The sequence below is a fragment of the Bradyrhizobium sp. AC87j1 genome, from assembly GCF_002936975.1.
GTDB classification, from domain to species: domain Bacteria; phylum Pseudomonadota; class Alphaproteobacteria; order Rhizobiales; family Xanthobacteraceae; genus Bradyrhizobium; species Bradyrhizobium shewense.
Genome location: NZ_PTFE01000102.1, coordinates 1 through 25,731 on the forward strand (window position 1 = coordinate 1; position 25,731 = coordinate 25,731).

Here is a 25,731-nt window from a genome sequence, read left to right on the forward strand (position 1 = left end):
GAGGGGTAGCCCCGGGAGAGATGCTTGCCGGGGGCGAGCCGACGGCAACAGAGCGCCAGCTTTCCCAACGCTAGAACCGAGAGGCCGCGCCGTGTGGCACCCCCCTCCCTGACCTCGAGAGCGAGCTTCGCTCGCCTCAGACCCCACAAGGGGGAAGGGAACGGAGAGAGCGGGGCCCCGCCGCTCGGAAAGCTGAGGGTCGTGTCGCCTCACGCCACACCCCCGATCCGCAGCTCCCGCGAATCGATCCCCAGCGGCGCATGGGTCGCCGCGACGATCAGGCCGCCGCGCGACAGGTGCTCGCGCATCAGGCCGCCGAACATGTCCTGTCCCGTCACGTCCAGCGCATTGGTCGGCTCATCGAGCAGCCAGACCGGGCGGCGCACGGTCAAAAGGCGCGCCAGCGATAGCCGGCGGCGCTGGCCGGCCGACAGGAAGCCGGCGGGGAGGTGGATGGCATGCTCGAGCCCCACCGTGGCGAGGCTCTCGGCGAAGTCAAAACGCTCCCCTCCAAGGAAATCGGCCCAGAAAGTCAGGTTTTCCGCCACGCTGAGCGCCGGCTTCAGGGCATCGCGATGGCCGAGATAGTGGCACTGCTCGGGCAGCGTCAGCTCGGCATCGCCGCCCTCCAGCGCGATCGTGCCGCCTGCCGGAACGAGCAGGCCCGCGATCAGCCGCAGCAGCGAGGTCTTGCCCGACCCGTTGCGGCCGACGACCGCCACCGCTTCGCCGGCGACGGCCTCGAAATCGAGCCCGGCAAACACCTCGCGGCCGCCGCGCACGCAAACGATCCCGCGTCCGGACAGCTGCATCTTGCTTCGTGCCACCCCGCTCAAAGCCGGGCCTCAGGAAAACTTGGGGTAGCGCATGGGAATTTTTGGCTCGCGAATGCTGCGGTACGATTGTGGCTGTGGCGGCGCGGTTAGAAAGCTTCTATAAGCCCGGAACTACTTGATGCAGCAACTCAACCTGCCCCTGCAAGCGGCCCAGCCTGATACGCTAACGGTGTTAAAATACCCTGCCGGGTATAACTAACAATTGGGATTCCTACATGACCTCGCTCGACAGCTTCAAATGCAAAAAGACCCTCAAGGTCGGCGCCAAGACCTATGTCTATTACAGCCTGCCCACGGCCGAGAAGAATGGTCTGAAGGGAATTTCGAAACTTCCCTATTCGATGAAGGTCCTGCTCGAGAACCTCCTGCGCAACGAGGACGGCCGCTCGGTCAAGAAAGAGGACATCGTCGCGGTCTCGAAATGGCTGCGCAAGAAGTCGCTGGAGCATGAGATCGCCTTCCGCCCGGCGCGCGTGCTGATGCAGGACTTCACCGGCGTGCCCGCGGTGGTCGACCTCGCCGCGATGCGCAACGCGATGCAGAAGCTCGGCGGTGATGCCGAGAAGATCAATCCGCTGGTGCCGGTCGATCTCGTCATCGACCATTCCGTGATCGTGAACTTCTTCGGCGACAACAAGGCCTTCGGCAAGAACGTCACCGAAGAGTACAAGCAGAACCAGGAGCGCTACGAGTTCCTGAAATGGGGCCAGAAGGCGTTCTCGAACTTCTCCGTCGTGCCGCCCGGCACCGGCATCTGCCACCAGGTCAATCTCGAATATCTCTCCCAGACGGTCTGGACCAAGAAGGAGAAGATGACGGTCGGCAAGAAGACCGGCACCTTCGAGGTCGCCTATCCCGATTCGCTGGTCGGTACCGACTCCCACACCACCATGGTCAACGGTCTCGCCGTGCTCGGCTGGGGCGTCGGCGGCATCGAGGCGGAAGCCTGCATGCTCGGCCAGCCGCTGTCGATGCTGCTGCCCAACGTCGTCGGCTTCAAGCTGAAGGGCGCGATGAAGGAAGGCGTCACGGCGACCGACCTCGTGCTCACCGTGACGCAGATGCTGCGCAAGCTCGGCGTCGTCGGCAAGTTCGTCGAGTTCTTCGGCCCGGGCCTCGACAATCTCTCGGTTGCCGACAAGGCGACCATCGCCAACATGGCGCCCGAATACGGCGCGACCTGCGGCTTCTTCCCGGTTGACGCCGCCGCGATCGACTATCTCAAGACCTCCGGCCGCGCGGCGCCGCGCGTCGCGCTGGTGCAGGCCTATGCCAAGGCGCAAGGGCTGTTCCGCACCGCCAAGTCGGCCGATCCGGTGTTCACGGAAACGCTGACGCTCGATCTCGCCGACGTCGTGCCGTCGATGGCCGGTCCGAAGCGTCCCGAAGGTCGCATCGCGCTGCCGTCGGTCGCCGAAGGCTTCTCGCTTGCGCTCGGCACCGAGTACAAGAAGGCCGAGGAGCCCAGCAAGCGCTTCGCCGTCGAAGGCAAGGACTTCGAGATCGGCCACGGCGACGTCGTGATCGCCGCCATCACCTCCTGCACCAACACCTCGAACCCGAGCGTGTTGATCGGCGCCGGCCTCCTGGCGCGCAACGCCGCTGCGAAGGGCCTCAAGGCCAAACCGTGGGTGAAGACCTCGCTCGCCCCGGGCAGCCAGGTCGTCGCCGGCTATCTCGCCGATTCCGGTCTGCAGAAGGATCTCGACAAGGTCGGCTTCAACCTGGTCGGCTTCGGCTGCACCACCTGCATCGGCAATTCCGGTCCGCTGCCCGAGGAGATCTCGAAGTCGATCAACGACAACGGCATCGTCGCCGCCGCCGTGCTCTCAGGTAACCGCAACTTCGAAGGCCGCGTCTCGCCGGACGTGCAGGCGAACTACCTGGCCTCGCCGCCGCTGGTCGTCGCCCACGCGCTCGCGGGCAGCGTCACCAAGAACCTCGCGGTGGAGCCGCTCGGCGAGGGCAAGGACGGCAAGCCGGTGTACCTCAAGGACATCTGGCCGACGACCAAGGAGATCAACGCCTTCATGAAGAAGTTCGTGACCGCGTCGATCTTCAAGAAGAAGTATGCCGACGTGTTCAAGGGCGACACCAACTGGCGCAAGATCAAGACGGTCGAGAGCGAGACCTATCGCTGGAACATGTCGTCGACCTATGTGCAGAACCCGCCTTATTTCGACGGCATGAAGAAGGAGCCGGAGCCGGTCACCGACATCGTCGAGGCTCGCATCCTCGCCATGTTCGGCGACAAGATCACCACCGACCACATCTCGCCGGCCGGTTCGATCAAGCTCACCTCGCCCGCCGGCAAGTACCTCAGCGAGCACCAGGTGCGTCCCGCCGACTTCAACCAATACGGCACGCGTCGCGGCAACCATGAAGTGATGATGCGCGGCACCTTCGCCAACATCCGCATCAAGAACTTTATGCTCAAGGGCGCGGATGGAAATATCCCTGAGGGCGGTTTGACAAAACACTGGCCCGACGGCGAGCAGATGTCGATCTACGACGCCGCGATGAAGTATCAGCAGGAGCAGGTGCCGCTGGTGGTGTTCGCCGGTGCCGAATACGGCAACGGCTCCTCGCGCGACTGGGCCGCCAAGGGCACCCGCCTGCTCGGCGTGCGCGCCGTGATCTGCCAGAGCTTCGAGCGCATCCATCGCTCCAACCTGGTCGGCATGGGCGTGCTGCCGCTGACCTTCGAGGAGGGCACCTCCTGGTCGTCGCTCGGCCTCAAGGGCGACGAGAAGGTCACGCTGCGTGGCCTCGTCGGCGAGCTCAAGCCGCGCCAGAAGCTGACCGCGGAGATCGTCTCGGGCGACGGTTCGTTGCAGCGCGTTTCGCTGCTCTGCCGCATCGATACGCTGGACGAGCTCGACTACTACCGGAACGGCGGTATCCTGCACTACGTGCTGCGCAAGCTCGCGGCCTAAGCGCGAATTTGTGAACGGTGGCTCACCGCGACGTGAGTAGAAGGTTAAACGAAGGCGGCCTATCACAAGGCCGCCTTCGTGCGTTTGCGGCATGCTCCAGATGGGCCCGCCCGGCGGAAAACCTCCTTTCGGATGGTTGGCCTGGGCGGTCGGGTGTGTCGCGCCCCGTAAAACTACGGTGACCATCCGGCGATAAGATTTCCCTTTCCACGAGCAATGGTGTGCGGCGTTCGACATGACAACAATGACGGCTTCTCATCTGGTTTCACGTTGGTCCGGTGCCCTCTGGTCGGGAGCTCTCGGCATCTGTGCGATCGTCGCCGTCATCCGTCCTGCCGAGGCTGATCCCCGCGCCGTTGTCGAATTGTTTACCTCGCAGGGCTGCTCCTCCTGCCCGCCCGCCGACCAGATCATCGGCGATCTCTCCAAAGACCCGTCGATCATCGCGCTGAGCATGCCGATCGATTATTGGGACTATCTTGGCTGGAAGGATACGCTGGCGGATTCGCGCTTCTCTGCACGGCAGCGTGCTTATTCGCGCATGCGCGGCGACCGCGAAGTCTACACGCCGCAGGTTGTGGTCAACGGCTCCACCCATGTCATCGGCAGCGATCGTGCCGGCATCGAGAGCGCGATCGGCAAGACCGACAAGGGCACCGGCGTGATGAGCGTGCCGGTGACGATGTCGCTCGCGGGCAAGCAGATCAACGTGTCGGTGGCGGCGAGCAACGAGCCGGCCGTCTCGCATGGCGAGGTCTGGATCTGTTCGATCGCCAAGTCGGTCCCGATCGCAATCACCCGCGGCGAGAATCGCGGACAACAGGTCACCTATCACAACGTGGTGCGCAGCCTGCTCAAGGTCGGCGACTGGACCGGGCGTTCGGAAAGCTGGACGGTGCCGATCGAGAACCTCACGCGCGACGGCGTCGACGGCGCGGTGGTCTATGTCCAGGACGGCAGCCGCGACAAGCCCGGCTCGATGCTGGGCGCGGCCTACACGTCGCTGCACTGATTTCAATTCTCTCGCGTCGTACTCACTGCCACGCTCATGGTGAGGAGCGCGCCCTTGCGCGCGTCTACCGGACGATGCTTCGCATCGCCCCGCTCACGCAGCTCGGCCTCGATCCTTCGAGACGCCGCGCGAAGGACGCGCGGCTCCTTCAGGATGAGGGGAGAGACTGTTGGCGCTGATGAGAGAAGAATTTCGCCGAAGCAGAAACATCCCGACACAAACAAAAAAGGACCAACTTGCGTTGGCCCTCCTTGTTGCGCGTACAGACCCGATCCTGTTCGACCCCGGGGGGCTGGGGGCTGAGGAATCCGGAACCGAAAGGACCGGGTCAACGCACGTGAGTCTTTTCGCAATGCAGGGCGGCAGTCGCTAGGCGGAAAAGCGGCGAGAGTATGATTCCTGCTAACGATCCCGTGACGGTTTGCCGCGAGGGAGTTCCACCATAGCGTGTGCCCCGAATCGTAACCGATTCGACCGGTTGAATCAGGAGCCCCTTGCGGCGGTGGCCGGTTGGCGCAATCATGCAGCTGTCATGATCCAGGTTCCGGGGACGGTCTTCGCGGATTCGGGTCATGCCGTGCGATGAGGAAGCGCTCCATGAGTCTGTCGGAGGATGCCGATCCGAGCGAGCAGCGCGCGGCGGCGCGCCCCGCCGCGGCGACGACGCAACTGAGCCGGGTGACGTTCAACCGGCTAGAGCTGCACCGTATTCTCAATCTCTACGGCCGCATGGTCGCCGACGGCGAATGGCGCGACTATGCCATCGACTTCCTGAGGGATCGCGCCGTGTTCTCGGTCTATCGCCGTGCCTCGGAAGTACCGATCTATCGCATCGAGAAGGATCCGCGGCTCGCGCGCAAGCAGGGCATGTACAGCGTGATCTCGGCGACGGGCCTGATCCTGCGCCGCGGCCACGAGCTGGAGCGCGTGCTGCTGGTGATCGATCGGAAGCTGGCGGTGGTGTAGCCGCACGACCGGTGCCGTAGGGTGGGCAAAGGCGCAAAGCGCCGTGCCCACATCGTTTCTCAATCGCCGGGATATGGTGGGCACGCTATCGCTTTGCCCACCCTACGAGCCCTACTTCCCCGGCACCGTCTTCGCGCCCTCGCCGAGGTCGCGCTGCATCATCACCGTATCAAGCCAGCGGCCGAATTTCAGCCCGACATTGGGATGCGTGCCGATCATCTTGAAGCCGCCCTTGGTGTGCACGCCGATCGAGCCGGCATTGGCGGAATCGCCGATCACCGCGATCATCTGGCGGAAGCCGCGCGCCTCGCATTCAGCGACCAGCCGCTCCAGCAGCTTTGAGCCGACACCGCGGCGGTGGAAGGAGGGATCGAGATAGATCGAGTTCTCGACCGTGAAGCGGTAGGCCGGGCGCGGGCGGTAGGCGCCGGCATAGGCATAGCCGGCGACGCGGCCGTCGAGGATGGCGACGAAATAGGGATAGCCGCCGTCGACCAGCGCGCGATAACGGCGCGTCATCTCCACGAGGTCAGGCGGTTCCAGCTCGAACGTCGCGGTGCCCTCGCGGACGGCCTGCTGGTAGATGGCGGTGATGGCGGGAAGGTCGGCCTCGGTTGCAGGCCTGATTTCAGGTGCGGACATGGCGGAAGATTAGAGCCTTCCCGCTTCCGCTGAAAGGGGCAACGGTGTTGCCACACCCGTCATTGCGGGCGCAGCGAAGCAATCCAGAAATGCATCCGCGGAGGGACTCTGGATTGCTTCGCTGCGCCCGCAATGACGGGGGGAGAGGCGGCACTCGTGGCCTTGTAGCCCGGATAAGGACTGTCCCGGATTGCGCTACGCTCCATCCGGGCTACGGGCGCCACCCCGCGCCCAAGCAAAAACCCCGGCCTTTCGGCCGGGGTTCGTGTCCGTTCGTCCTGGCCTATCGCTTAGTCGCGCTGGCCGAGGAGCTGCAGCAGCAGCGTGAACAGGTTGATGAAGTTCAGATACAGCGACAGGGCGCCGGTGATGGCCGCACGCTCTGCGATGTCACCGCCGGCCGAGGCATAGCCGTAGATGTAGTCGTTCTTCAGCCGCTGGGTATCCCAGGCGGTGAGGCCCGCGAACACCAGCACGCCGACCACCGACACGATGAACTGCAGCATCGAGCTCGCCAGGAACAGATTCACCAGGCTCGCGATGATGATGCCGATCAGGCCCATGAACAGGAACGAGCCCATGCCGGTCAGGTCACGCTTGGTGGTGTAGCCGTAGAGGCTCAGCGCACCGAAGGTGGCCGCGGTGATGAAGAACACCCGCACGATCGAGGTGTGCGTGAACACCAGGAAGATCGACGACAGCGAGATACCCATCAGCGCCGCGAACACCCAGAACAGGATCTGGGCGGTCGAGGGAGCCAGACGGTTGATGCCCGCCGAGATCACGAACACCATGGCGAGCGGCGCGAGCATGAACAGCCATTTCAGCGGGCTGACGAACATCGCGTAGCCGAACGGCGTCAGGAACAGCTTGCCGACGCGGACGGCGTCCGCGGTCGGGACATCAGTCACGGCAGCCATGTAAACACCGAGCGCGGCAAGGCCGGTGATGGCAAGGCCGATGCTCATGTAGTTGTAGATGCGCAGCATATAGGCGCGCAGGCCGGCATCGACCGTCGCGGCGTCAACACGCCCGGCGGCCCTGCCGAAAGGAGAAGCGTAGTTACGGTCTAGGTCCGACATGGTCGAATTCCCGTTGGTTGGTCCGGTCCGGCACGAGGGTCGCCATGCCGCCGGTTCGTCAAACTCTATCTCGGATACCGACGCCAACCGACTAAATTTTGGCTAACAATCGGGGCTCCGAACCCATTCGATATGTGGGAAACTAACACATTCGCTGCAACCTTCCACGCGCGGCTGAATGTCGCCCTTGGCGGCAATCCTGACGCGAACCTGACGAGCAGTCGTGGTTAATCGCAGAAATCGTGCGATTTCGCTCTCGTGCGGCCCTCCGCTACATTTTGTCACAAATTCCGCAACACCGTGGCGGGCTTTTTGTTCAACGCCAGCAGCGTGCCCGCGAGCCCGAGCCCGACGGTGACGACGAGCGCGGCCGCGACCACGCCGGCCGCGCTGCCGGCCTGCCAGACGAAGCTCAGCGTCATCAGCCGCGTCACGATCATCCAGGCCGCGATGCTGCCGGAGATCACGCCGAACACCGCGGTCGCGAGCCCGATCAGGAGGTATTCGAGCGCATAGGCGCCGAGCAGCCGCAGCCGCGTCGCGCCCAGCGTCTTCAGGATCACCGCATCGTAGACCCGGTGGCGATGGCCGGCGGCGAGCGCGCCGCCGAGCACCAGGATCGCCGAGATCAGGGTCACGGCGCTGGCACCGCGGATCGCCAGCGCCAGATTGGTCACGACAGAGCCGACCGTCTCCATCACCTCGCGCACGCGCACGCTCGTCACCATCGGATAGGCGTCGGCGACCTGCTTGATGATCTCGCCGTCGCCTGCCGCAGTTCCGCCGGTTTCCGTCAGCGTCGCGATGTGGGTGTGAGGGGCGCCCTTGAAGGCGTTCGGAGAGAACACCAGAACGAAGTTGATGCCCATCCCCTGCCAGTCGATGGTGCGCAGATTGCCGATTCTAGCCGGGATGTCGCGGCCGAGCACATTGACCACGACCTCGTCGCCGAGCTTGAGGCCGAGCCCGTCGGCGATCTTCTTCTCCATCGAGACCAGCGGCGGGCCGGAATAATCGGCGCTCCACCATTCGCCCTCGACCACCTTGGAGCCTTTCGGCAGCTCGCCGGTATAGGTCAGGCCGCGGTCGCTCTGCAGCACCCATTCGGAGTCGGTGGTCGGCTTGAGCTCCTCGGCGCGCACGCCGCGCGCGGCGACGATGCGGCCGCGCAGCATCGGTACGTCCTCGACCGTCGCGCCCGGCGCGATCCGGCGCAGATAGCCGTCGAACTGCTCGGCCTGCGTGCTCGGGATGTCGATGAAGAAGAAGGACGGCGCGCGGTCCGGCAGTGCTGCGAGGAACTGCCGGCGCAGATTGCCGTCGATCTGGGTGATGGTGACGAGCACGGCGAGGCCGAGCCCCAGCGACAGCACCACCGAGGGCGTCAGCGCGCCCGGCCGGTGGATGTTGGCGATCGCCAGCCGCAGCATCGGCAGCCGCGTCCGCGGCAGCCGCCGCGCGATGGCCATCAGCAGGGCGGCGATGCCGCGTAGCAGGGCGAACACGACGACCGAGGAGGCCACGAACACCGCCGCGATGCGCTTGTCGAACGACAATCCGATCACGACCGCGATCAGCAGCGCGATCACGACGCCCATGAACACGAGATAGCTCGCGCGTGGCCGATGCCATTCCGAGCTGATGGTGTCGCGGAACAGCGCGGCCACCGGCACGTCGTGGACCCGCCCGAGCGGCCACAGGCCGAAGGCGAGCGCAGTGAGAAGGCCATAGAGAAAGGACAGCGCCAGCTCGTCGGCATGCACGGCCGGCACCACCGGCAGCGGCAGCAGCTTGCCGAACAGGCCGACGATCGCGAACGGCATCGCGGCGCCGAGCGCAAGGCCGATGATCGAGCCGATGCCAGCGAGCAGGAGAACCTGCGCAAGATAGATGCCGAACACGTCGCGCCCGGTGGCGCCGACGGCCTTGAGGGCCGCGATCACTTCGAGCCGGCGGTCGATATGGCTCTTCACGGCATTGGCGACGCCGACACCGCCGACCAGCAGCGCGGCAAGGCCCACCAGCGTCAGGAACTGGGTGAAGCGGTTGATGTTGCGTTCGAGCTGCGGCGAGGCGTTGGAGCGGCTGCGGATCTCCCAGCCGGCCTGCGGCGCGGCGCTCCGCGCGTCGGCGATGAAGGCTTCGGTGGCGCGCTCGTTGTTCGCCGTATCGGGCAACTTCACCCGGTAGACCCAGCGCACCAGGCTGCCGGGCTGGATCAGGCCGGTGGCGCGCAGGCCGGCCTCGCTGATCAGGAAGCGCGGGCCGAAGCCGATGCCGCCGGCGAGCTTGTCGGGTTCGGCTTCGACGGTTGAGCGGATCTGGAAGGTCGCAGCGCCAATGGTGACGCGGTCGCCGGTCTTGAGCGAGAGCCGCGCCAGCAGCGTCGGATCGGCGGCAGCGCCGAAGGCGCCATCGCGCTCTGCGAGCAGGTCGGACATCGGCAGCTGTGGCGCCAGCGTCAGCTGGCCCAGCATCGGATAGGTGTCGTCGACCGCCTTCATCTCGACCAGTGCGAGCTGGCCGTCGGCCGCGCGCGCCATGCCGCGCAAGGTCGCCGCGGTCGAGACCGTGCCGCGTGAGCGCAGGAAGGCGACCTCTTCAGGTTTCGCTTCGCGCTGGAACAGCACGAAGGAGACGTCGCCGCCGAGCAGCGTGCGGCCCTCGCGGGCCAAGCCGTCGGAGAGGCTCGCCGACACCGAGCCGACGCCGGCGATCGCCATCACGCCGAGCGCGATGCAGGCGATGAAGACGTAGAAACCGCGCAGGCCGCCGCGCAATTCGCGCAGCGCATAGCGCAGCGAAAGCGCGACGCCGTTTGGCTTCGCGAACGGTTCGGCCGAGGCGCTCATGCCGGCGCAGACTGCGTGTCGATGCGGCCCGAGCGCAGCCGGATCACGCGGTCGCAGCGATGCGCGAGCGAGGAATCGTGCGTGACCAGCACCAGGGTCATGCCGCGCTCGGCATGCTTGCTGAACAGCAGGTCGACGATCTGCTTTCCCGTGGCCTCATCCAGATTGCCGGTCGGCTCGTCCGCGACCAGGATCGCGGGATCGGGCGCCAGCGCGCGGGCGAGCGCGACGCGCTGCTGCTCGCCGCCGGACAATTGCGCCGGATAATGATGCAGGCGGTCGCCGAGCCCGACCGATTGCAGCTCCTGCGCCGCGCGCGTTGCGGCATCGGGATTGCCGGCGAGCTCCAGCGGCACCGCGACGTTCTCCAGCGCCGTCATGGTCGGGATCAGATGAAAGGACTGGAAGACGATGCCGACCTGGCGGCCGCGGAAGCGGGCCAGCGCGTCCTCGTCGAGGGCATTGAAAGGCGTGCCCGATACCACCACCTCTCCACTATCAGGACGCTCCAGCCCCGCCATCACCATCAGCAGCGTGGATTTGCCCGAGCCTGACGGGCCGATCAGGCCGACCGTCTCGCCCGAGGCGACCCGCAAGCTGATATCCTTGAGGATGTGAACGCGTGCCGCGCCCGTGCCCAATGAGAGATTGACGTTGGAGATGGCGATGGTGTCCGCGGCAGCGGTGAGCGACGAGGGTTCGATGCGAGTGTCCATGGTCCGGTCATATGGCAACTCCGATAGCGCGGTCGAGAGGCGTTACGGATTGTTCATGCACATAGCCGTGTTGATGCTCGGTTTGATGACGATCGCGACGACGCCGTCGTTGCAGGCCCAGCCGGCGGCCAAGCCGATCAAGCTCGTGGTCCTCGGCGATTCCTTGAGTGCGGGCCTTGGCCTCTCGGGCCAGGATTCGTTTCCGGCCAAGCTCAAAAAATCCTTGCAGGACAAAGGTATAGCCGTCGACATGACCAACGCCGGCGTGTCCGGCGACACCTCCTCGGGCGGCCGCGACCGGCTCGACTGGTCCGTCCCCGACGGAACCGACGGCGTCATCGTCGAGCTCGGCGCCAACGACGCCTTGCGCGGCGTCGATCCCGATTTGACGCGCGCCGCATTGACCGACATCGTTCAGCGGCTGAAGGCGCGCAAGATCGCGGTGATGCTGTGCGGCATGCTGGCCCCGCCGAATTACGGCGCCGATTATGCCGCGCGCTTCAATTCGATTTATCCGGATCTGGCGAAGAAATTCGACGTGCCGCTCTATCCGTTCTTTCTCGAGGGCGTTGCGGCCGACGCCAAGCTCAACCAGGCCGACGGCATTCATCCGACTGCGGCCGGCGTCGACATCATCGTCGGCAACATCATGCCCACCGCGGAGGCATTCCTTGGCACCATCGCTGAGCAACGACGTTGAAAAGCGGGCAGCGCCAACCGTCATACCCAGGGTTTTACCGGGGTGAGGCGCGCGATGCTTCGCAGAGTCACACAACTGCGATAGGAATCAGGGTACCGGTGATTCGTCACCGGCTCTAAAATTTGGATATGATCTGTCCCACGGATCATGCCCAAGCATCGGGAGTGCGAAACGATGCCGCGTTTGTTCACTGGTCTGGAAATCCCGGCCGAAGTCAGCCAGACGCTTTCCAATTTGCGGGGCGGCCTTCCCGGCGCCCGCTGGATCGATCCCGAAAATTATCACGTCACCCTGCGCTTCATCGGCGATATCGACGGCCTGTCCGCCAACGAGATCGCATCGATGCTGTTTCGCGTCGACCGCAAGCCCTTCGAGGTGAAGGTGCAGGGACTGACGAGTTTTGGCGGTCGCAAGCCGAGAGCGGTCGTTGCGACGATCGCGCCGAGCAAGCCGCTGATGGAATTGCAGGCCGAGCTCGAGCGCATGATGCAGCGGATCGGCCTCAACCCTGAAGGCCGCAAATTCATCCCACATGTCACGCTCGCCCGGCTGCACGATGCCTCCGATCGCGACGTCGCCGACTATCTCTCGCTGCGTGGCTACTTCCCGAGCAAGGCGTTCATGGCGGAGCGGTTTGTGCTGTTCTCGTCGCGCGCCTCCACTGGCGGCGGGCCGTATGTGGTCGAGGACGCCTACGAGCTGTGTGCGTAGCTCGCGCTCGTGCCCCGGCCGCAGAGCCGGGGCCCAGTGCTCCGCGATGAACGAAATAGTGGGTCCAGGCTCTGCGCAGCAGCGCATAGCGCGTCAAAGACGCGCGTGAACGCGCTGGTGGCGCTGCAGCGCGTCCGGGACACGAAAGCGCATACCTCTGACCTCGATTCACGGCTTGCAATTTCCGTCGGTCTCTGGCGGTAAAGGGCCATGCTCTCGACCCCCAGTTCCCCCTTCAGCGAAGCCTATCAGGCCCAGATCGCCTCCGGCGCGATCGAGCCCGATGCCGCGCAGGCCGAGGTCGCCGAAGCCTATGCCGCGCTCGACCTGCGGCTCTCGGACTATAAGCCGCAGCGCAAGCAGGGCCTGCTCGCCCGCCTGTTCAGCAGCGACAAGGATGAGGCGCCGCGCGGGCTCTACATCCATGGCGAGGTCGGCCGCGGCAAGACCATGCTGATGGATCTGTTCTTCCAGCATGCCTCGGTCGAGCACAAGCGGCGGGCGCATTTCCACGAATTCATGGCGGACGTGCATGAGCGCATCTACGATTATCGCCAGAGCATCGCGCGCGGCGAGATCGCCGACGGCGACGTCATCGCGCTGGCCGCGAATGCGATCTTCGAGGAGAGCTGGCTGCTCTGCTTCGACGAATTCCACGTCACCGACATCGCGGATGCGATGATCCTGGGACGACTGTTCGCCAAATTGTTCGAGCTAGGCACCGTCGTGGTCGCGACCTCCAACGTCGCACCCGACGATCTCTACAAGGGCGGCTTGAACCGGTCGCTGTTCCTGCCCTTCATCAAGCAGATCACCGACCACATGGACGTCGCACGGCTCGATGCGCGCACCGATTTCCGGCTGGAAAAACTTCAGGGCGTGCCGATGTGGCTGACGCCGGCGGACGCTGATGCGGACGCAGCGCTCGACCGCGCCTGGTCGCGGATGTCGGGCAGCGCCAAATGCAAGTCGCGCGACATTTCGATCAAGGGCCGCATCCTGCACGTGCCGTGCTCGGCCCATGGCGTGGCGCGGTTCTCGTTTGCCGATCTCTGCGAGAAGCCGCTGGGGGCATCGGACTACCTCAGGCTGGCGCACGACTACCACACCATCCTGGTCGACCATATTCCAGTGATGGACCAGTCCCAGCGCAACGCTGCCAAGCGCTTCATCACGCTGATCGACGCGCTCTATGACAATGCCGTGAAGCTGATGGCCTCGGCTGACGCCAACCCGATCTCGCTCTATCTGGCCCATGAGGGCACCGAGGCCATGGAGTTCAAGCGGACGGCGTCGCGCCTGATCGAGATGAGCTCGGAATCCTATCTGGCGCTGGCTCACGGCCGCAAGGATTCCACCGCAAGCGGCTCCACCAAGGGGCTGGTAGAGACTTAAGTCCTATTTCGCTAGCGCTGTCATTCCGGGGCGCGCACCAGCGCGAACCCGGAATCTCGCGCTACCATTTCGAGATTCCGGGTTCGCCCGCGCGATGGCGCGGGCGCCCCGGAATGACGGCTTAAGGTCTGCGGGCTGGAATCGCGCCAAGCCCGACAATTGGGCATCCGGCGACTTGAACGGGGGAGGCGAAAGGGATAACCACCCTCTCAGTTTTCCCCACCTTACGTGTCTAAAGGACAGGCTCACATGGCGCGCGACAAGATTGCTTTGATTGGCTCCGGTCAGATCGGCGGAACGCTGGCTCATCTCATCGGCCTGAAAGAGCTGGGCGACGTGGTGATGTTCGACATCGCCGAAGGCGTGCCGCAGGGCAAGGCGCTCGACATCGCGCAGTCCTCGCCGGTCGACGGTTTTGATGCCCACTACACCGGCGCGAACTCCTACGAGGCGCTCGACAACGCCAAGGTCTGCATCGTCACCGCCGGCGTGCCGCGCAAGCCCGGCATGAGCCGCGACGATCTTCTCTCCATCAACCTCAAGGTCATGGAGCAGGTCGGCGCCGGCATCAAGAAGTACGCCCCCGACGCCTTCGTCATCTGCATCACCAACCCGCTCGACGCGATGGTCTGGGCGCTGCAGAAGGCTTCGGGCCTGCCGCACAAGAAGGTCGTCGGCATGGCCGGCGTGCTGGATTCGGCCCGCTTCCGCTACTTCCTGGCCGACGAGTTCAACGTCTCGGTCGAGGACGTCACCGCCTTCGTGCTCGGCGGCCATGGCGACACCATGGTGCCGCTGGTGAAGTACTCCACTGTCGCCGGCATTCCGCTGCCCGACCTCGTCAAGATGGGCTGGACCTCGCAGGCGCGCCTCGACGAGATCGTCGATCGTACCCGCAACGGCGGCGCCGAGATCGTCAACCTGCTCAAGACCGGCTCGGCCTTCTACGCGCCGGCCGCCTCGGCGATCGCGATGGCCGAGAGCTATCTGCGTGACAAGAAGCGCGTGCTGCCCTCGGCCGCGTACCTCAACGGCGAATACGGCGTGAAGGACATGTATGTCGGCGTGCCCGTCGTGATCGGCTCCAAGGGCGTCGAGCGCGTCGTCGAGATCGAGCTCGCCGGCAAGGACCGCGAGGCCTTCGACAAGTCGGTCGGCGCGGTGCAGGGCCTGGTCGACGCCTGCAAGAAGATCGCCCCCGATCTTCTCGGCCGCTAAGCGCCAGCAATTCCCGCCGAAGACCGAAACCGGTCTTCGGCGGTTTCACTTCCGGGGGCCGGTTGTCGGGACGGGTCCGGTTTCAGCAGTCCAGAGATCTCGAAGTCAAAGAATCCGGGTTGCAGTTCCTGTGGTATATGGTATGCCAGCCACAAGACTGAGGTGGGCCCTAGAGGTCACCGCCCGCGGGTTCAGGGAGCGACCATATGAATATCCATGAATATCAGGCCAAAGCGCTGCTCAGCGAGTTTGGCGTAGCGATCTCCAAGGGCGTGCCCGTCCTGAAGCCCTCGGATGCGGAAGCCGCCGCCAAGGCGCTGCCGGGTCCGGTCTATGTGGTGAAGAGCCAGATCCATGCCGGCGGCCGCGGCAAGGGCAAGTTCAAGGAAGCTTCCGCCGGCGACAAGGGCGGCGTCCGCATCGCCAAGTCGGCCGCCGAGGTCTCCGAGTTCGCCAAGCAGATGCTAGGCGCGACCCTCGTGACGATCCAGACCGGCCCCGCCGGCAAGCAGGTCAACCGCCTCTACATCGAGGACGGCTCCGACATCGACAAGGAATTCTATCTCTCGCTCCTGGTCGACCGCGAAACCTCGCGCGTCTCGTTCGTCGTCTCGACCGAGGGTGGCGTCAACATCGAGGACGTCGCGCACAACAATCCTGAGAAGATCGTGACCTTCTCGGTCGATCCCGCCACCGGCATCATGGGCCATCACGGCCGCACGGTTGCGAATGCGCTGAAGCTCTCCGGCGATCTTGCCAAGCAGGCCGAGAAGCTCACCGCACAGCTCTACGCGGCCTTCGTCGGCAAGGATATGGCCATGCTGGAGATCAACCCGCTGGTCGTGACCAAGCAGGGCCAGCTCCGCGTCCTCGACGCCAAGGTGTCGTTCGACGACAACGCGCTGTTCCGTCACCCCGAAGTGCTCGCGCTGCGCGACGAGACCGAGGAAGACGCCAAGGAAATCGAGGCGTCCAAGTACGACCTCAACTACGTCACGCTCGACGGCAACATCGGCTGCATGGTCAACGGCGCCGGACTTGCCATGGCGACGATGGACATCATCAAGCTCTACGGCATGGCGCCGGCCAACTTCCTCGATGTCGGCGGCAGCGCCAGCAAGGAGAAGGTCGCGGCCGCCTTCAAGATCATCACCGCCGATCCCAACGTGAAGGGCATCCTGGTCAACATCTTCGGCGGCATCATGAAGTGCGACGTGATCGCCGAGGGCGTCACCGCCGCCGTGCGCGAGGTCGGCCTCAGCGTGCCGCTGGTGGTCCGCCTCGAGGGCACCAATGTCGAGCTCGGCAAGAAGATCATCCGCGAATCCGGCCTGAACGTGGTGCCGGCCGACAATCTCGACGACGCCGCGCAGAAGATCGTGAAGGCCGTCAAGGGAGGCTAAGGCCATGGCCCAGGACCATCTCGCCGCATCATCTCCACTTCCCGAGCACGCGCGTCTTGCCGCGTTCGCCGGCGAATGGGATGGCGAAGAGGTGGTCTTCCCGTCGCGCTGGACGGCGGGCGGGCCGGCAACTTCGCACGTCGTCGCGCGCATGGACCTGAATGGATTTTATCTGATCCAGGACGCGGTGCAGATGCGCGACGGCAAGCAGATCTTCGCCACCCACGGCATCTTCACCTTCGACCGCGACGACCGGACCTACAAATTGTTCTGGTACGACTCGCTCGGCTACACGCCGCCTTCGCCCGCCTCCGGCGGGTGGGTCGGCAAGACCCTGACGCTGGTGCGCGGCTCGCTCCGCGGCAATGCGCGCCACGTCTACGAAATCATCGACGACAATTCCTACTCGTTGAAGATCCAGTTCTCGCCGGACGCGGAAGGCTGGGCCGACGTGCTCACCGGCGTCTACCGCCGCATCCACTGATCCTCTCACTCTGTTAGTTTCGCGAAAGCAGACCTCATGTCCATCCTGATCGACAAGAACACCAAGGTCATCTGCCAGGGCTTCACCGGCAAGAACGGCACCTTCCATTCGGAAGCCGCGATTGCCTATGGCACCAAGATGGTCGGCGGCACCTCGCCGGGCAAAGGCGGCGCGACGCATCTGGGCCTGCCGGTGTTCGACACCGTGCGCGATGCGCGTGAGAAGACCGGCGCCGATGCATCGGTGATCTACGTGCCGCCGCCGGGCGCGGCGGACGCGATCTGCGAAGCCATCGACGCCGAGGTCCCGCTGATCGTCTGCATCACCGAGGGCATTCCCGTCATCGACATGGTGCGCGTGAAGCGCTCGCTCGCGGCTTCCAAGTCGCGCCTGATCGGGCCGAACTGCCCGGGCGTCATGACCGCCGGCGAGTGCAAGATCGGCATCATGCCCGCCAACATCTTCAAGACCGGCTCGGTCGGCATCGTCTCCCGCTCGGGCACGCTGACCTATGAAGCCGTGTTCCAGACCTCCCAGGAGGGCCTCGGCCAGACCACCGCGGTCGGCATCGGCGGCGACCCGGTCAAGGGAACCGAGTTCATCGACGTCCTCGAAATGCTCCTGGCCGACCCCAAGACCGAGTCGATCATCATGATCGGCGAGATCGGCGGTTCCGCCGAGGAGGACGCTGCCCAGTTCCTCAAGGACGAAGCCAAGCGCGGCCGCAAGAAGCCGATGGTCGGCTTCATCGCCGGAGTCACCGCCCCTCCCGGCCGCCGCATGGGCCATGCCGGCGCGATCATCTCGGGCGGCAAGGGCGACGCCGGTTCCAAGACCGAGGCGATGAAATCCGCAGGGATTACAGTGTCCCCATCGCCCGCCCGCCTCGGCCATACGCTTGCCGAAAAGTTGAAAGGCTAATTCACTTCTTCGTACTTTTCCGGGCGAAGTTTCGCAGCAAATAGGGTAAAGGGTGCCTGTCGCGCCGAGCCTCTGCCGGGGAGCTCGGTGCCAGCGCCGTTTGTTATGCGCGAACCGAAATCGCCAGGAACTCCAGTATGTCTCGCCAGGACGCGAACGCAGCCTTTGCCCTGTCATCCTTTTTGCAGGGCACCAACGCCACCTACATCGACGAAATCTACGCCCGCTACGAGAAGGACCCGTCCTCGGTCGACGCCGAATGGCAGGAGTTCTTCAAGAGCCTCAACGACCACCCCGGTGACATCAGCAAGAACGCCGAGGGTCCGTCCTGGGAGCGCACCAACTGGCCGCTGACCCCACAGGACGACCTGACCTCCGCCCTCGACGGCAACTGGGCCGAGGTCGAGAAGGCGGTCGGTGCCAAGATCGCGGCCAAAGCGCAGGCCAAGGGGGGTGACAAGGGCGCCGGTCTCTCCTCCGCCGACGTGCTCCAGGCGACGCGCGACTCCGTCCGCGCCCTGATGCTGATCCGCTCCTACCGCATGCGCGGTCACTTCCATGCCAAGCTCGATCCGCTCGGCATCGAAGCCCAGCGCAACCGTGAAGAGCTCGATCCGCGTACCTACGGCTTCAGCGAAGCCGATTTCGACCGCAAGATTTTCCTCGATCACGTGCTCGGCCTCGAATACGGCACGCTGCGCGAGATTACCGCGATCTGCGAGCGCACCTACTGCCAGACGCTCGGCGTCGAGTTCATGCACATCAGCAACGCCGCGCAGAAGGCCTGGATCCAGGAGCGCATCGAGGGTCCGGACAAGGAGATCTCGTTTACCCGCGAAGGTCGCCGCGCCATCCTGATGAAGCTGGTCGAGGCCGAGGGCTTCGAGAAATTCTGCGACACCAAGTTCACCGGCACCAAGCGCTTCGGTCTCGACGGCGCCGAATCGCTGATCCCGGCGCTCGAGCAGATCATCAAGCGCGGCGGCAATCTCGGCGTGAAGGAGATCGTGCTGGGCATGCCGCATCGCGGCCGCCTCAACGTGCTGACGCAGGTGATGGGCAAGGCGCACCGCGCCCTGTTCCACGAATTCAAGGGCGGCTCCGCCAACCCCGACGCGGTCGAAGGCTCGGGCGACGTCAAATATCACCTCGGCGCGTCCTCGGACCGCGAGTTCGACGGCAACCGCATCCATCTGTCGCTGACCGCCAACCCCTCGCATCTCGAGATCGTCGATCCCGTGGTGCTCGGCAAGGTCCGCGCCAAGCAGGACCAGCATGGCGATCCGCCCGACATGCGTATCTCGGTGCTGCCGCTCCTGATGCACGGCGACGCGGCGTTCGCCGGCCAGGGCGTGGTCGCTGAATGCTTCGGCCTGTCCGACCTGAAGGGCTACCGCACCGGCGGCTCCGTGCACTTCATCGTCAACAACCAGATCGGCTTCACCACCTATCCGCGCTACTCGCGCTCCTCGCCCTATCCGTCCGACGTGGCGAAGATGATCGACGCGCCGATCTTCCATGTGAACGGCGACGATCCGGAAGCCGTGGTGTTCGCGGCCAAGGTCGCGATCGAATTCCGGCAGAAATTCCACAAGCCCGTCGTCATCGACATGTGGTGCTATCGCCGCTACGGCCACAATGAGGGTGACGAGCCGGCATTCACTCAGCCGGTGATGTACAAGCGGATCGCGGCCCATGCCTCGACCCTCACCCTCTACTCCAGGCGTCTGATTGCCGAAGGCGTGGTCACCGAGGGTGAAGTCGACAAGCTGAAGGCCGACTGGCGCGCGCGGCTCGACGCCGAGTTCGAAGCCGGCACCTCCTACAAGCCGAACAAGGCCGACTGGCTTGACGGCAAGTGGTCCGGCTTCAAGATCGCCGATCAGGAAGAGGATGCGCGGCGCGGCGTCACCGGCGTTGATCTTCCTGTTCTCAAGGACATCGGCCGCAAGATCACCAAGGTGCCGGATGGTTTCCGCGTTCACCGCACCATCCAGCGCTTCCTCGACAACCGCGCCAAGGCGATCGACGGCAACGCGGGCATCGACTGGGCGACCGGCGAGGCGCTGGCGTTCTGCACGCTGCTCCAGGAAAACCACCACGTCCGCCTGTCCGGACAGGATTCGGAGCGCGGCACCTTCTCGCAGCGCCACTCGGTCCTGATCGACCAGGAGGACGAGAGCCGCTACACGCCGTTCAACCATCTCGGCAACGAGCAGGGCCATTACGAGGTCATCAACTCGCTGCTGTCGGAAGAAGCCGTGCTCGGCTTCGAATACGGCTACTCGCTCGCCGAGCCGAACACGCTGACTCTCTGGGAAGCCCAGTTCGGCGACTTCGCCAACGGCGCGCAGGTCGTGTTCGACCAGTTCATCTCCTCGGGCGAGCGCAAATGGCTGCGCATGTCCGGCCTCGTCTGCCTCCTGCCGCACGGCTATGAGGGCCAGGGACCGGAGCACTCCTCGGCGCGCCTCGAGCGTTACCTGCAGATGTGTGCCGAAGACAACATGCAGGTGGTCTACCCGACCACGCCGGCGAACTACTTCCACGTGCTGCGTCGGCAGCTTCATCGCGAGATCCGCAAGCCGCTGATCGTAATGACGCCCAAGTCGCTGCTGCGTCACAAGCGGGCGGTGTCGCGCATCGAGGAGCTGGCGAAGGACACGTCCTTCCACCGCATCCTCTATGATGACGCCCAGATGCTGCCGAACGAGGCGATCAAGCTCGTTCCGGACGAGAAGGTCCGCCGCATCGTGCTGTGCTCCGGCAAGGTCTATTACGACCTCTACGAGGAGCGCGAGAAGCGCGGCATCGACGACATCTATCTGATGCGCGTCGAGCAGCTCTATCCGGTGCCGCTGAAGGCGCTGGTGGCCGAGCTGTCGCGCTTCAAGAAGGCCGAGATGGTGTGGTGCCAGGAAGAGCCCCGCAACATGGGTGCCTGGCACTTCATCGAGCCCTATCTGGAATGGGTGCTGAACCAGGTGAACGGCGCGAGCCGGCGTCCGCGTTATGTCGGCCGCGCCGCTTCCGCTGCGACCGCCACTGGTCTGATGTCCAAGCATCAGGCGCAGCTGAAGGCGTTCCTGGACGAAGCACTGAGCTGAACTTTTTTAACTGCGTCATGCCCCGCTCGGAAGAGCGGGGCATCCAGTAGGTCGCGACTGCGAACGTCCCGGCTCGCTGGATGGCTTGCTTTTCGCTGGCCGTGACATCCGGAATTCATGACCGCACCGGCGATCCCTTAAGGAAAAGACCATGACTGAAATTCGTGTGCCGACGCTCGGCGAATCCGTCACCGAGGCCACCATCGGACGCTGGTTCAAGAAGGCCGGCGACCCCGTCGCCGTCGACGAGCCCTTGGTGGAGCTCGAGACCGACAAGGTCACCATCGAGGTCCCGGCGCCCTCCGCCGGCACGCTGAGCGAGATCATCGCCGCCGATGGCGCGACCGTCGCGGTCGGCGCGCTGCTGGGACAGATCACCGAAGGCGCCGCAGGCGCTGCCAAGCCCGCCGCCGCGCCCGCCAAGCCCGCCGCTGCCGCTGCTGCGTCCGCGCCGGCTCCGGCCGCGAAGGCGCCGCCGGCCGACGCACCGCTCGCGCCGTCCGTGCGCAAGCTCTCGGCTGAGACCGGCGTCGATGCCTCGACCGTTCCGGGCTCCGGCAAGGACGGCCGCGTCACCAAGGGCGACATGCTCGCCGCGATCGAGCGTGCGGCCTCCGCGCCGACCCCGGTCAACCAGCCCGCCGCCGCCGTGCAGGTGCGCGCGCCGTCGCCGGCCGATGACGCCGCGCGCGAAGAGCGGGTCAAGATGACCCGCCTGCGCCAGACCATCGCGCGCCGCCTCAAGGACGTCCAGAACACCGCGGCCATGCTGACGACCTTCAACGAGGTCGACATGACCAACGTGATGGCGCTGCGCGCCCACTACAAGGATGCGTTCGAGAAGAAGCACGGCTCCAAGCTCGGCTTCATGGGCTTCTTCACCAAGGCCGTGGTGCAGGCGCTGAAGGACATCCCGGCCGTCAACGCCGAGATCGACGGCACCGATTTGATCTACAAGAACTACTACCACATCGGCGTCGCCGTCGGCACCGACAAGGGCCTCGTCGTGCCCGTGGTGCGCGACTGCGACCACAGGTCGATCGCCGACATCGAGAAGGGCATCGCCGATTTCGGTCGCCGCGCCCGTGACGGCCAGCTCAAGATCGACGAGATGCAGGGCGGCACCTTCACCATCACCAATGGCGGCATCTACGGTTCGCTGATGTCGACCCCGATCCTGAACGCGCCGCAGTCCGGCATCCTCGGCATGCACAAGATCCAGGAGCGGCCGATGGTCGTCGGCGGCAAGATCGAGGTCCGCCCGATGATGTATCTGGCACTGTCCTATGATCACCGCGTCATCGACGGCAAGGAAGCCGTCACCTTCCTGGTCCGCGTCAAGGAGAGCCTGGAAGATCCGGCGCGCCTGGTGCTGGATCTCTGATCCCTGAAGCTCTGCGAGCGCCGTCGCCATTCGCGACGGCGCGTGTCGAACCATGGAGGCGCGCGTGACCGATAAAGTCGTTGTCATCACCGGCGGCAGCCGCGGCATCGGGCGGGCGACCGCGATTGCGGCGGCCGCGCGCGGCTTCCGCGTCGTGGTCGGCTATGCCAGCAACAAGAAGGCCGCCGACGAGGTGGTCGCGCTGATCGAGGCCAGCAATGGCAAGGCGATCGCGGTGAAATGCGATGTCGCCGAGGAAAGCGACATCCTCGAGCTGTTCAAGGAAGCCGACAAATTCGGGACGTTAGGGGCGCTCGTCAACAATGGCGGCATCGTCGGCCAGAGCGGCGTGCGGGTCGACGAGATGTCGGCCGAGCGCATCCAGCGCGTGATGGCCGTCAACGTCACCGGCTCCATCCTCTGCGCGCGCGAAGCGGTAAAGCGGATGTCGACCAAGCACGGCGGCAAGGGCGGCGTCATCGTCAATCTGTCGTCGGTCGCCGCCAAGCTCGGCTCGCCCAACACCTATGTCGATTATGCCGCGTCCAAGGGCGCGGTGGATTCCTTCACCATCGGTCTCGGCCATGAAGTCGCAGCCGAAGGCATCCGCGTCGCCGCGATCCGTCCCGGCCTGATCGACACCGAAATTCACGCCGCCGGCGGCGAGCCCGACCGCGCCCATCGTCTGGCCCATCTGGTGCCGATGAAGCGCGTCGGCACATCAGATGAAATCGCCAATGCCATCGTCTGGTTGCTGTCGGACGAGGCTTCCTATGTCACCAGCGCCATCCTCGATGTCTCGGGTGGGCGTTGAATGCCTGCGAACGAATTCCGCGAAGATATGTTCGAAGATCTGAAAGGATTTCTCGCGCGGATTCCGGGCACCACGGTGGATGCGCACCATCTCTTTCCGAATGAAGGCTGGTGCATCAATCTCACCATCGACATCGATGATCCCTTGGCGTGGCATGTGGTTCAAGAACTCGGCTCGATACTCAACAATCTGTCGGTGACCGAAAAATTGCCGACGCTGTTCAAGCCGATGTCATCGCCGCCCTACCTGAACGGCGGTCCACGCGACTATCTGTACTGGCTGATCGAAGCGACCGGCGCAGTGTCGCCGCGCTATCTTCGGCAGTTGCTCGAGGGACGGATGCCTCGGCCTGTCGACGATCGATCGCGATGGCTCAACCCCGATGAATAGACGTGACGGAGATTCCATGACCTATGACCTCGTTGTGATCGGCACCGGACCGGGCGGTTATGTCTGCGCGGTGCGCGCAGCCCAGCTCGGCATGAAAGTCGCCGTGGTCGAAAAGAACGCAACCCTCGGCGGCACCTGCCTCAATGTCGGCTGCATGCCGTCGAAGGCGCTGCTGCACGCGTCCGAGATGTTCGAGGAAGCCGGGCACTCCTTCGCCAAGATGGGCGTGTCGGTCTCCTCGCCGAAGCTCGATCTTCCCGCGATGATGAACTTCAAGCAGCAGGGCATCGACGGCAACGTCAAGGGTGTCGAGTTCCTGATGAAGAAGAACAAGATCGACGTGCTCAAGGGCACCGGCAAGATCTTGGGGACCGGCAAGGTCGCGGTCTCCGCCGACGGCAAGTCGCAGACGATCGAAACGAAGAACATCGTGATCGCGACCGGTTCGGACATCGCGCGCCTCAAGGGCATCGAGATCGACGAGAAGCGCATCGTGTCCTCGACCGGCGCGCTGTCGCTCGACAAGGTGCCCGGCAAGCTCTTGATCGTCGGCGCCGGCGTGATCGGCCTCGAGCTCGGCTCTGTCTGGCATCGTCTCGGTGCCGAGGTCGTCGTCGTCGAATTCCTGGATCGCATCCTGCCCGGCATGGACGGCGAGATCGCCAAGCAATTCCAGCGCATCCTGGAAAAGCAGGGCTTTGCGTTCAAGCTTGGCGCCAAGGTCACCGCCGTCGACAGCTCAGGCAAGACGCTGAAGGCGACCATCGAGCCCGCCGCCGGCGGCGCCGCCGAGACGCTCGAAGCCGACGTCGTTCTGGTCTCCATCGGCCGCGTCCCCTACACCGACGCGCTTGGCCTGAAGGAAGCCGGCGTCGCGCTGGACAATCGCGGCCGCGTGCAGATCGATCCGCATTTCGCCACCAGCCTGAAGGGCGTCTATGCCATCGGCGACGTCGTCGCTGGGCCCATGCTTGCGCACAAGGCCGAGGACGAAGGCGTGGCGGTGGCCGAGATCATCGCCGGCCAGGCCGGGCACGTGAATTACGATGTGATCCCAGGCGTCGTGTATACCACGCCGGAAGTGTCCTGCGTCGGCAAGACCGAGGAGGAGCTGAAGCAGGCGGGCGTGGCTTATACGGTCGGGAAGTTTCCCTTTACCGCCAACGGCCGTTCCAAGGTCAACCAGACCACTGACGGCTTTGTGAAGATTCTCGCAGATGCGAAGACCGATCGCGTGCTCGGCGTGCACATTATCGGCCGCGAAGCCGGCGAAATGATCCATGAAGCGTGCGTTCTCATGGAGTTTGGCGGCAGTGCGGAAGATCTCGCGCGCACCTGCCACGCGCATCCGACCCGCTCGGAGGCCATCAAGGAAGCCGCGCTTGCAGTCGGCAAGCGGGCCATCCATATGTAGCCAAGCGCCCAGCGCCTAATCGGGCGGGAAACACATGCTGCGCCGCCTTCTTCAACCGGTCTGGGTCCTGCTCGCGATCGTTTTCCTGATCGAAGCCTGGCTGTGGGACCATCTCGAGCCGATCGTTGCGCGGGTTGTCGCAGCCGTCCCGCTCGCACGTTTCAAGCAATGGCTGACGGAGCGCGTCGATGCGCTGTCGCCGGCCATGACGCTGATCGTGTTCGCGGTGCCAGTGATCCCGCTGTTTCCGCTCAAGCTGGTCGGCCTGTGGCTGCTCACGCATGAGTATTGGACCAGCGCGGTCTTCACGATCGTTTTCGCGAAGCTGCTCGGCGTCGGCGTCACCGCCTTCGTGTTCGACGTGACGCGCGACAAGCTCTTGGAGATGCACTGGTTCGAGCGGATCTACGATCTGGTGATGAAGGTCCGCGCCAAGGCCGCCGAGCTGGTCGACCCGATCAAGCGCCGTATCCGCGAGCTGATCGCCGGCAACGGCGAAGGCTGGTCGTCACGCACGCTGCGTCTGATCCAGCGTTTCAGGAAGAGCGTGCACCAGGCGCGGTAGCTGCCCGCTGCTACACACTGTCATCGCCAAATATTCGGTGTCATCGCCCGGCTCGATGTTTAGCCCGGACAGATCACTGACGGGTGTTCGGAGACATAGCTGACACATCAACATTGGCTGGATTGGTCCGATTCGGGAGGCCGTCCATGCCGTGGAGTGAGATGTCAGCAATGGATCAGCGCC

21 protein-coding genes are annotated in these 25,731 nt (G+C 64.7%); 16 read left to right on the forward strand and 5 right to left on the reverse strand.

From position 1 onward, the window contains the following. Nucleotides 1-209: 209 nt before the first annotated feature. The gene (gene ccmA / locus CV770_RS33870; protein WP_104465442.1) at nt 210-812 is read right to left on the reverse strand and encodes a heme ABC exporter ATP-binding protein CcmA; all 603 of its coding nucleotides are present in this window, start codon (nt 810-812) and stop codon (nt 210-212) included. 239 nt (nt 813-1,051) lie between these two features. On the opposite strand from ccmA, the gene acnA reads away from it, so the two are divergent. From acnA to CV770_RS33885, 3 genes are all read left to right on the forward strand, one after another. Further along, nucleotides 1,052-3,772, forward strand: coding sequence for an aconitate hydratase AcnA (acnA, locus tag CV770_RS33875; RefSeq protein WP_104465443.1), 2,721 nt, complete (start codon nt 1,052-1,054; stop codon nt 3,770-3,772). A 235-nt stretch (nt 3,773-4,007) separates the two neighbouring features. Next, nucleotides 4,008-4,784, forward strand: coding sequence for a DUF1223 domain-containing protein (locus CV770_RS33880; RefSeq protein WP_091964960.1), 777 nt, complete (start codon nt 4,008-4,010; stop codon nt 4,782-4,784). Between the two features lie 597 nt (nt 4,785-5,381). Next, nucleotides 5,382-5,750, forward strand: a complete 369-nt coding sequence (locus CV770_RS33885; protein ID WP_091964958.1) for a DUF2794 domain-containing protein — start codon at nt 5,382-5,384, stop codon at nt 5,748-5,750. A gap of 111 nt (nt 5,751-5,861) precedes the next feature. Here CV770_RS33885 and CV770_RS33890 read toward each other — a convergent pair whose 3' ends face one another. From CV770_RS33890 to CV770_RS33905, 4 genes are all read right to left on the reverse strand, one after another. Continuing rightward, nucleotides 5,862-6,392, reverse strand: a complete 531-nt coding sequence (locus tag CV770_RS33890) for a GNAT family N-acetyltransferase (protein ID WP_104465444.1) — start codon at nt 6,390-6,392, stop codon at nt 5,862-5,864. A gap of 290 nt (nt 6,393-6,682) precedes the next feature. Beyond that, the gene (locus CV770_RS33895; RefSeq protein ID WP_028139228.1) at nt 6,683-7,474 is read right to left on the reverse strand and encodes a Bax inhibitor-1/YccA family protein; all 792 of its coding nucleotides are present in this window, start codon (nt 7,472-7,474) and stop codon (nt 6,683-6,685) included. Nucleotides 7,475-7,755: 281 nt separating this feature from the next. Further along, nucleotides 7,756-10,326 carry an ABC transporter permease gene (locus tag CV770_RS33900; RefSeq protein WP_104465445.1) on the reverse strand — a complete coding sequence of 857 codons (2,571 nt, stop codon included), beginning with the start codon at nt 10,324-10,326 and terminating at the stop codon, nt 7,756-7,758. Next, complete coding sequence (locus tag CV770_RS33905) at nt 10,323-11,042, reverse strand: ABC transporter ATP-binding protein (protein WP_104465446.1); 720 nt, start codon at nt 11,040-11,042, stop codon at nt 10,323-10,325. The genes CV770_RS33900 and CV770_RS33905 overlap by 4 nt, the downstream gene beginning before the upstream one ends. 55 nt (nt 11,043-11,097) lie before the next feature. Between CV770_RS33905 and CV770_RS33910 the strand changes: the two genes are divergently transcribed. The 13 genes from CV770_RS33910 to CV770_RS33970 all read left to right on the forward strand — a co-directional run bounded on the left by CV770_RS33910 (nt 11,098) and on the right by CV770_RS33970 (nt 25,548). Further along, nucleotides 11,098-11,742: an arylesterase gene (locus CV770_RS33910; RefSeq protein WP_201760164.1), complete on the forward strand. Its 645-nt coding sequence runs from the start codon at nt 11,098-11,100 to the stop codon at nt 11,740-11,742. Nucleotides 11,743-11,916: 174 nt separating this feature from the next. After that, the gene (thpR, locus tag CV770_RS33915) at nt 11,917-12,453 is read left to right on the forward strand and encodes an RNA 2',3'-cyclic phosphodiesterase (protein ID WP_091965126.1); all 537 of its coding nucleotides are present in this window, start codon (nt 11,917-11,919) and stop codon (nt 12,451-12,453) included. A 210-nt stretch (nt 12,454-12,663) separates the two neighbouring features. After that, nucleotides 12,664-13,848 carry a cell division protein ZapE gene (gene zapE, locus CV770_RS33920; protein ID WP_104465448.1) on the forward strand — a complete coding sequence of 395 codons (1,185 nt, stop codon included), beginning with the start codon at nt 12,664-12,666 and terminating at the stop codon, nt 13,846-13,848. Between the two features lie 249 nt (nt 13,849-14,097). Then, nucleotides 14,098-15,066 (forward strand): malate dehydrogenase, encoded by a 969-nt coding sequence (mdh, locus tag CV770_RS33925; RefSeq protein WP_008145224.1) that lies wholly within the window; start codon nt 14,098-14,100, stop codon nt 15,064-15,066. Nucleotides 15,067-15,272: 206 nt separating this feature from the next. Next, nucleotides 15,273-16,469, forward strand: coding sequence for an ADP-forming succinate--CoA ligase subunit beta (gene sucC, locus CV770_RS33930; RefSeq protein ID WP_104465449.1), 1,197 nt, complete (start codon nt 15,273-15,275; stop codon nt 16,467-16,469). A 4-nt stretch (nt 16,470-16,473) separates the two neighbouring features. Beyond that, entirely contained in the window at nt 16,474-16,953 is a 480-nt protein-coding gene (locus tag CV770_RS33935; protein ID WP_104465450.1) for a DUF1579 domain-containing protein, read from the forward strand. A gap of 36 nt (nt 16,954-16,989) precedes the next feature. Further along, a complete protein-coding gene (sucD, locus tag CV770_RS33940; RefSeq protein ID WP_104465451.1) occupies nt 16,990-17,874 on the forward strand; it encodes a succinate--CoA ligase subunit alpha in 885 nt (294 codons plus the stop codon). Nucleotides 17,875-18,011: 137 nt separating this feature from the next. Continuing rightward, complete coding sequence (locus tag CV770_RS33945) at nt 18,012-20,981, forward strand: 2-oxoglutarate dehydrogenase E1 component (protein ID WP_104465452.1); 2,970 nt, start codon at nt 18,012-18,014, stop codon at nt 20,979-20,981. Between the two features lie 151 nt (nt 20,982-21,132). Continuing rightward, complete coding sequence (gene odhB, locus CV770_RS33950; RefSeq protein ID WP_104465453.1) at nt 21,133-22,365, forward strand: 2-oxoglutarate dehydrogenase complex dihydrolipoyllysine-residue succinyltransferase; 1,233 nt, start codon at nt 21,133-21,135, stop codon at nt 22,363-22,365. Nucleotides 22,366-22,417: 52 nt separating this feature from the next. Then, the gene (locus tag CV770_RS33955) at nt 22,418-23,179 is read left to right on the forward strand and encodes an SDR family oxidoreductase (RefSeq protein ID WP_104465454.1); all 762 of its coding nucleotides are present in this window, start codon (nt 22,418-22,420) and stop codon (nt 23,177-23,179) included. Beyond that, entirely contained in the window at nt 23,180-23,569 is a 390-nt protein-coding gene (locus CV770_RS33960) for a hypothetical protein (RefSeq protein WP_104465455.1), read from the forward strand. It begins immediately after the preceding gene. Nucleotides 23,570-23,585: 16 nt separating this feature from the next. After that, nucleotides 23,586-24,983: a dihydrolipoyl dehydrogenase gene (lpdA, locus tag CV770_RS33965; protein WP_104465456.1), complete on the forward strand. Its 1,398-nt coding sequence runs from the start codon at nt 23,586-23,588 to the stop codon at nt 24,981-24,983. Between the two features lie 34 nt (nt 24,984-25,017). After that, on the forward strand, nt 25,018-25,548 hold the full coding sequence (locus CV770_RS33970; protein ID WP_091964932.1) for a hypothetical protein: 531 nt from the start codon (nt 25,018-25,020) through the stop codon (nt 25,546-25,548). The last annotated feature ends 183 nt before the right edge of the window (nt 25,549-25,731 follow it).